General features: G+C 73.0%; 6 protein-coding genes and 1 pseudogene. 4 read left to right on the top strand and 3 right to left on the bottom strand.

What is annotated here, in order from left to right:
* Positions 1-372, bottom strand: a pseudogene (locus C1A33_RS16975) (hypothetical protein); the annotation flags it as partial.
* Between the two features lie 584 nt (positions 373-956).
* Between C1A33_RS16975 and C1A33_RS16970 the strand changes: the two are divergent.
* The 3 genes from C1A33_RS16970 (at position 957) to C1A33_RS16960 (ending at position 3,931) form a co-directional block, all read left to right on the top strand.
* Positions 957-1,175: a helix-turn-helix domain-containing protein gene (locus C1A33_RS16970; protein ID WP_101832465.1), complete on the top strand. Its 219-nt coding sequence runs from the start codon at positions 957-959 to the stop codon at positions 1,173-1,175.
* A gap of 2 nt (positions 1,176-1,177) precedes the next feature.
* On the top strand, positions 1,178-1,915 hold the full coding sequence (locus C1A33_RS16965) for an enoyl-CoA hydratase/isomerase family protein (RefSeq protein WP_101832464.1): 738 nt from the start codon (positions 1,178-1,180) through the stop codon (positions 1,913-1,915).
* A 126-nt stretch (positions 1,916-2,041) separates the two neighbouring features.
* Positions 2,042-3,931, top strand: a complete 1,890-nt coding sequence (locus C1A33_RS16960; protein ID WP_423748092.1) for an ABC transporter ATP-binding protein — start codon at positions 2,042-2,044, stop codon at positions 3,929-3,931.
* 29 nt (positions 3,932-3,960) lie between these two features.
* Here the strand turns inward: C1A33_RS16960 and C1A33_RS34230 are convergent, their stop codons facing one another.
* Positions 3,961-4,158, bottom strand: a complete 198-nt coding sequence (locus tag C1A33_RS34230) for a hypothetical protein (protein ID WP_133150702.1) — start codon at positions 4,156-4,158, stop codon at positions 3,961-3,963.
* A 289-nt stretch (positions 4,159-4,447) separates the two neighbouring features.
* On the opposite strand from C1A33_RS34230, the gene pyk reads away from it, so the two are divergent.
* Positions 4,448-5,863: a pyruvate kinase gene (pyk, locus tag C1A33_RS16955; RefSeq protein WP_101832462.1), complete on the top strand. Its 1,416-nt coding sequence runs from the start codon at positions 4,448-4,450 to the stop codon at positions 5,861-5,863.
* Between the two features lie 512 nt (positions 5,864-6,375).
* Here pyk and C1A33_RS16950 read toward each other — a convergent pair.
* A complete protein-coding gene (locus C1A33_RS16950) occupies positions 6,376-6,693 on the bottom strand; it encodes a hypothetical protein (RefSeq protein WP_133150701.1) in 318 nt (105 codons plus the stop codon).
* Positions 6,694-6,972: the final 279 nt, after the last annotated feature.

Genomic DNA, 6,972 nt, shown 5'->3' with positions numbered 1-6,972 from the left:
CACCAGCCCGACGGGCTGGGGCGGGGGGCGCAGCGTCGAGGACCACCAGGCGGTCAGCGTGAGCACGACCGCGGCGACGGCGAGGGGAATCGCGATCATCGGGTCGAAGCGGACCGACCAGCCACCCTGCCAGGGCGGGTCGGCGAGGCCGAGCGGGATGTCGGCGCCGCCGATCAGGGCCGTGCCGGCCAGCCCGAACGCGACGAGCAGCAGCCAGATCCCGGCCTCGGCGAGTTCGCCGCGTGCCGCCGAGACCTGCGCGGATGCCGGCGCGTCCGTCCACCGGCCCAGCCACCGCCCGCGCCGGTCGGCGCCACCGTGCGTCGCGGCGGGGACGCCGGCCGGACCCGAGGCGCCGTCGGTCACGCTCACCGACCACTCCCGGCCGGTCCCGCCCCGCCGACGACCATCACTCCGCCGACGAACACCGCTGCACCGACCACATCTGCACCGTAACGACTGCCGAGCCGGATCGGGACGGGGGCGAGCCGCCGCCGGCGGTGCAGGCCACGGTGGGCATCGGATGCGTCACGCGGACGGGTGCGGTGGCCGCCTGGTGTGAGGAATCAGTCGGTTTGATCCCGCCCGTTCGCGGTCCGCCGATCGGCTCGGTAGTGTGATCCACTGCAGGCTGTACCTGCGGCATCGTGTGTAATGAAGATCGTCGGCTGGCGTGCTGGCGATGTTCGTGACGACGCGCCGTTGCCGTTGTTAGGCCGTGTGCAGGGGATTGGGGACACTGGTCTCCGTGCATGGTCGGCCGGGCGCCGGCACGCGAGTGGGCGGTATCTGCCTGTGGGTCACGGCCGGCGGGGGAGGTAGTGGAGGTAGAAGCGCGATGGCACGGTCACGCACCGGCGCACCGCGTGTGATGGATCACATCTGCTTCGAGTGGCGCGTTCACTCAAGCTGAGTGAAGATCGGTTCGCAGATCATCGAGCACGGAGGGGGCCACGTTGGCCGAGCTTAGGAAAGGAACCCGGATCACCGGCGCCGAGCGGGACAAGCTCGCTGCCGATCTTCGGAAAAAGTACGAGGGTGGGCAGAGCATCCGGCTGCTCGCGGAGTCCTCGGGTCGTTCGTACGGGTTTGTCCACCGGATCCTGTCGGAGTCCGGCACCACCCTGCGTGGCCGTGGCGGTGCGACCCGGGGCACCAAGAAGAAGAGCTCCTGACCATGGCGGTGCCGGCCGCCGCCGCAGCGGCGGCGGCCGGGCTTCGGGCGGAGGTGACCGGGCCGGTCGCGACCTTCACGGTTCGCGGCGAGGAGGATCCCGGCGTGCTGGGGATGCTCGGCACCGCCCTGGGCGACGCGCTGCGCCGGCTGACCGGCGAGGTGCGGGTCGCCGTCATACGAGTGGAGGGCGCTGGGGTGCGCCCCCCGGACGCCCCGGGACATCCGATCGATCCGGACGGCCTGGCGGACGGGTGCCGCGCGTGGCAGGACGCGCTCGCCCGCCTGGCCGCCCGCGCCGATCTGGTGAGCGTCGCGGCCGTCTCCGGCTCGACCGGAGATGTCGGGACGGCGCTCGCCGTCACCTGTGACCTGCGGGTGTTCACCGCCGACGCGGTGCTGTGCTCCGGCTACGCGGCTGGCGGCCTGATGCCCGTGCCCGGCGGCCTGGCCAGGCTCGCCGCGCTGGTCGGCTGGCCCGGCGCCCTCGACATCGGTCTCACCGGCCGTCCGCTCGGCGCGGCCGAGGCCGGCCGGCTCGGGCTCGTCCAGCGGGTCGTGCCCGCCGCCCGTCTCGATGACGAGCTCGCCGCGCTCGTCACGGCCCTGCTCGCCACCCCGCGCGCGGTGTCCGCCGAGGTCAAGGCACTGGTGCGGCCCACGAGGCCGGGCATCGCCGCCGACGCCGAGTCCGAGGCCTGGGAACGCCTCGCCGCTGGCTCGCTCGACCCGGCAGGCTGACCCGCCTGATCAGCGCCCTGGTGCGCACGGCGGCGGGAATGCGGTACCTACCGGGATGCTTACACGCTTACAGTGCAAGCGCGCCGACGGTGGGAGAGTGCGATGCGGCCGGGGTCGGACGGGTGGATGGTGACGCGGTCCGCGATGCGGGACCGTTCGGCGGCCAAGGCGTCACTGCGACCGGGCACGCTGCGCCGGATCGTGGCGTTCGCCCGTCCCTGGCGGCGGGAGCTGGCCTGCTTCCTCGTGCTGATCGCGGCCTCCGCCGGGCTCGGCGCCGCCGTTCCGCTGCTGCTCAAGGAGATCATCGACGGCGGGATCGCGCGGCACCGGGTCGGCTACGTCGAGGCGCTCGCGGGCGTGGTCGCCGCGCTCGCCGTCGTCGACGCGGGGCTGTCCCTCGGTCAGCGCTGGTACTCGGCGCGCATCGGCGAGGGCCTGATCTACGAGATGCGCAGTCAGATCTTCCGGCACGTGGGCCGCCAGCCGCTGGCCTTCTTCACCCGGACGCAGACCGGCGCGCTCACCAGCCGGCTGAACAACGACGTCCTCGGCGCGCAGTCGGCGTTCACCAACACGTTGTCCTCGGTGCTGTCGAATGTGCTCTCCGCGGCCTTCACCCTGGCCGCCATGGCGGTGCTGTCATGGCAGATCACGCTGGTGTCACTCGTGTTGCTGCCAGTTTTCATCCTTCCGGCCCGCGCACTCGGCCCGCGCCTGGCCCGGCTCACCCGGGAACGGTACGGGGAGAACGCCGAGATGCACAGCATGATGACGGAGCGATTCAACGTTTCCGGCGCGATGCTCGCACAGCTCTACGGCTCCCCCGAACGCGAGGAGGCCAGTTTTCGCGGTCGAGCGGGACGAGTACGTGACATCGGTGTAACGCAGGCGATGTACGGCCGAATTTTCTTCGTCTCCCTGTCCCTCGTCGGCGCGCTCGCGACGGCGATCGTCTACGGCGCCGGCGGCCGGCTCGCGGCCCGCGGTGACCTCGAGGTGGGCACCCTCGTCGCACTCACCGCCTATCTGACCCGGTTGTACGGGCCGCTCAGCCAGCTCTCCAGCGTGCACGTCGACATCATGACCGCGCTGGTGTCCTTTGAACGTGTCCTGGAGGTTCTCGACCTCGAGCCGCGGATCGTCGACCGGCCCGGCGCGGTCGAGTTGGCTCCGGGTGCCGCGGCCGTGGAGTTCGACCACGTCGAATTCCGTTATCCGGCCGCGGACGAGGTCTCCCTGGCGTCGCTGGAATCCGTCGCCGTGCTCGACGACCGGGTGCCCGCGCCGGTGCTGCACGACGTCACCTTCCGCGCGGAGCCCGGCCAGATGATCGCGCTCGTCGGCCCGTCCGGTGCCGGCAAGACGACGATCAGCCAGCTCGTCCCGCGCCTCTACGACGCGGTCGGCGGTGCGGTGCGGGTCGGCGGGCACGACGTACGCGACGTCAGCCTGCGCTCGCTGCGGGCCACCGTCGGGGTCGTCACCCAGGAGGCCCACCTGTTCCACGACACGGTCCGCGCGAACCTGCTGTTCGCCCGCGCGGACGCCACCGACGACCAGATGTGGGCGGCCCTCGACGCCGCCCAGGTCGGCGCGCTGGTGCGCGACCTGCCGGACGGCCTGGACACCGTGGTCGGCGACCGTGGGCACCGGCTGTCAGGCGGGGAGAAGCAGCGCCTGGCGATCGCGCGGCTGCTGCTGCGCGCGCCGGGCGTCGTCGTGCTGGACGAGGCGACGGCCCATCTGGACAGCGAGTCCGAGGCGGCCGTGCAGCAGGCACTCGCCGTCGCGCTGGCCGGCCGCACCTCGCTGGTGATCGCGCACCGGCTGTCGACGGTGCGCGACGCCGACCGGATCCTCGTCATCGACGGGGGCCGCGTCGTGCAGAGCGGCACGCACGACGACCTGCTGGCCCGCGGCGGCCTGTACGCCGAGCTCTACCACACCCAGTTCCGGCCCACCACCGAGGAGCCGCGAGCCCGCCGCGAGCCGGAGCCGGCGCTGCCCGCCTGATCCCGCCGGCTCGCGGTGGGTGTCGGATGTCAGACGCCGATGTCGCCTGTGGCGATGTCCGGCGTGGCCGCGGCGGCGGGCACGGCGCCGGCTGCGGCCGCCGTAGTGCTGGTGCTGGTGCTGGTGGAGCCGGGCGCCGCGTCCGTTGAGGCGCTTGGGGCACCGTCGAGGACGGCGATGTCGATGTCGCCGGAGGGCCGGCGGTGAATGGCGGGATTTGGATTCATGCCCGACTCCGGGGGTGCTCGGGGGTGTGATACCGACTTCCGTGGGCGTGTCGGCGCCCGCGTCGAGCCGCTCCCAGGAACGTCGGCGCCCTTGCCGTCTTTCCCGTATCGACCCGTGCCGGGTGGGGGCGGAGTGTGGCACAGGCGACGACAGGGACGGTACGCCGTCACGCGACCACGTGCAGCATGTACCTCATTGACCGGATCTGACTATGGTGTGGTGCGCCACGCCGACGTTCGGACGGGCCCCCGTGTGCAATGACCGACGATCAGTACTTAGGCTTTGTGTGTGCCACGTAGAGCCAAGATTGTCTGTACCCTCGGCCCGGCCACCAGCTCACCCGAGAAGGTCGGAGCCCTCGTCGAAGCGGGAATGGACATTGCCCGCCTGAACTTCTCCCATGGAACACACGAACAGCACGCCGCCGTCTACGCCCGGGTGCGCGAGGCGGCGGAGGCGGCCGGCCGCAACGTCGGCATCCTCGCCGACCTGCAGGGCCCGAAGATCCGCCTCGGCACCTTCGCCGACGGCAGCGTCACCCTCGTGCCCGGGCAGCGGTTCACCGTCACCGTCCGGGACGTCCCCGGTGACCAGCACCAGGTCGGCACCACCTATGCCGGCCTGCCCACCGACGTCGCCGCCGGGGACAGCATCCTCGTCGACGACGGCCGGCTCGTGCTGCAGATCGACGGCGTCACCGACACCGACGTCCACACCACCGTCGTCATCGGCGGCCCGGTCAGCGACCACAAGGGGATGAACATCCCCGGCGCGGCCCTGACCGTGCCGGCGCTGAGCGAGAAGGACGAGGGTGACCTGCGCTTCGCCCTCGAACTCGGCGTCGACATGATCGCGCTGTCGTTCGTGCGCAGCGCCGCCGACATCAAGTCGGTGCACGCGATCATGGACGAGGTGGGGACCCGGATCCCCTGCCACGCCAAGATCGAGAAGCCGCAGGCGGTGGAAGCGCTGGACGGCATCGTCGAGGCGTTCGACGGGCTCATGGTCGCCCGTGGTGACCTGGGCGTCGAGCTCCCGCTCGAGGACGTGCCGCTGGCCCAGAAGCGGATCGTCAGCCAGGCCCGCGAGCGGGCCAAGCCGGTGATCGTCGCCACCCAGGTGCTCGAGTCCATGGTCAGCGCGCCGCGCCCGACCCGTGCGGAGGCCAGCGACTGCGCCAACGCCGTCCTCGACGGCGCGGACGCGATCATGCTGTCCGCGGAGACGAGCGTCGGTGCGTACCCGATCGAGGCGGTCGCCACGATGGCCCGCATCATCGAGACCGCCGAGGCCGACCTCGGCCGGATCCCGGCGGTGCGCACCGAGCCGCGCACCCTCGGCGGCGCGCTCGCCCAGGCCGCAGCCTCGGTGGGGCACGCGGTCGGCGCCCGGTACCTCGTCGCGCACACGCTCAGCGGCGACACCGCCCGACGCCTCGCCCGCTACCGAAGCGAGGTGCCGGTGCTGGCCTTCACCCCGATTCCCGCCGTCCGCAACCAGATGGCGCTGTTCTGGGGTGTGGAGACCTTCCTGGTGCCGTTCGCGGAGAACACCGACGAGATGGTCCGCCAGGTCGACACCGCCCTGCTCCAGATCGGTCGGTGCCGTCCGGGCGAGCTCGTCGTCGTCGTCGCCGGCACCCCGCCCGGCGTCGCCGGCATGACCAACACGATGCGCGTCCACCGCATCGGCGAGGTCATCTGACCATCCCCCGCACCCCGCCACCGGCCGGGCGTCCGATCCGGGACGACGCCCGACCCTGAGATGACGCCCGACCCTGAGATGACGTCCCACCCCTGGGACGGCGCGCGACCTGAACGACGCCTGATCTGAGAAGACGCCTGACCGACGGGCGGCCGCAGTGGGTAACGGACCCGCTCCGACCGGCGGTCGGGCGCCTGCCAGGCCGGTCGGCCGCGCGCCCGGTCCGTCTCTGTCCGTCCCCTGACCTCCCGCTCGCGAGGCGGGAGGATCCGCCTCCCGGCGCCGCCGCATCGGCACCGCCGCTCGCCTTCCTCGCGTCACCCGAGACGCCTGTCTGGGTGATATGTCGCGGCTGTCATGATGAGGCCCGGTCGTATCCGCTCCGACCCCCTGGCGCGCGGCGGAGCGCGCCCTCCGGGAACCGGAAGCCGGCCTGGCGGGCATCGGGACTGCCAGGGTGGGCGCAGGTCAGGGAGTGGTCGGATGGTCGAGCAGGGGAGTGGAACGGACGATCAGGCAGGTGCGGCCCCGGCCGCGCGGCCCGCGATGGACGCGGGTCGGCCGCAGGGCGCCGCCGCCCGGGCCGACCGCCCGAACCAGGCCGATCGCCCGCGAGCCGGCGCGCCCATGGCGCCGAAGGCCGCCCCACCGGCGAACGCCTCGCCCCCGCGCTCGGCCTCCCCACCGGCTCCCACGTCCGCCCCGCCTCCGTCGCCTCGTTCGTCGCCGCCCTCGTCGTCTCCTTCGCCGTCCCCGTCGTCGGGGAAGCCGCCGCCGGGGAAGCCCTCCCTCCCGCCTGCTCCGGGCAGATCGTCCCCAGCCGCGCCCACGCCGGGCCCATCGCCACGTGCGTCGTCGTCCCGCGCGCCGGCACCGGCCCCGCCCGCACCGGCCCCGCCAGCGTCGGCCTCACCACGGGTCGCGACTCCGGGGGCCTCGTCCACGACGCCGCCGGCCGGATCATCCCCGTCCGGGCAGCCCCCATCCGGGCAGCCCCTGTCCGGACGTCCCCCGTCCGGGTACGCCCCGCCCCGGCAACCTTCGGTCACGCCGCCCGCGCGACCGTCTGCCAGGTCATCCGGTCAGGCGCCAGCCCGGCAGCCCCAGCC

Origin of the sequence: Frankia canadensis (assembly GCF_900197875.1) — a bacterium.
GTDB lineage: Bacteria > Actinomycetota > Actinomycetes > Frankiales > Frankiaceae > Frankia > Frankia canadensis.
The sequence above is the reverse complement of the archived record's forward strand: the minus strand, read 5'-3'. Positions and strand labels throughout refer to the sequence as shown.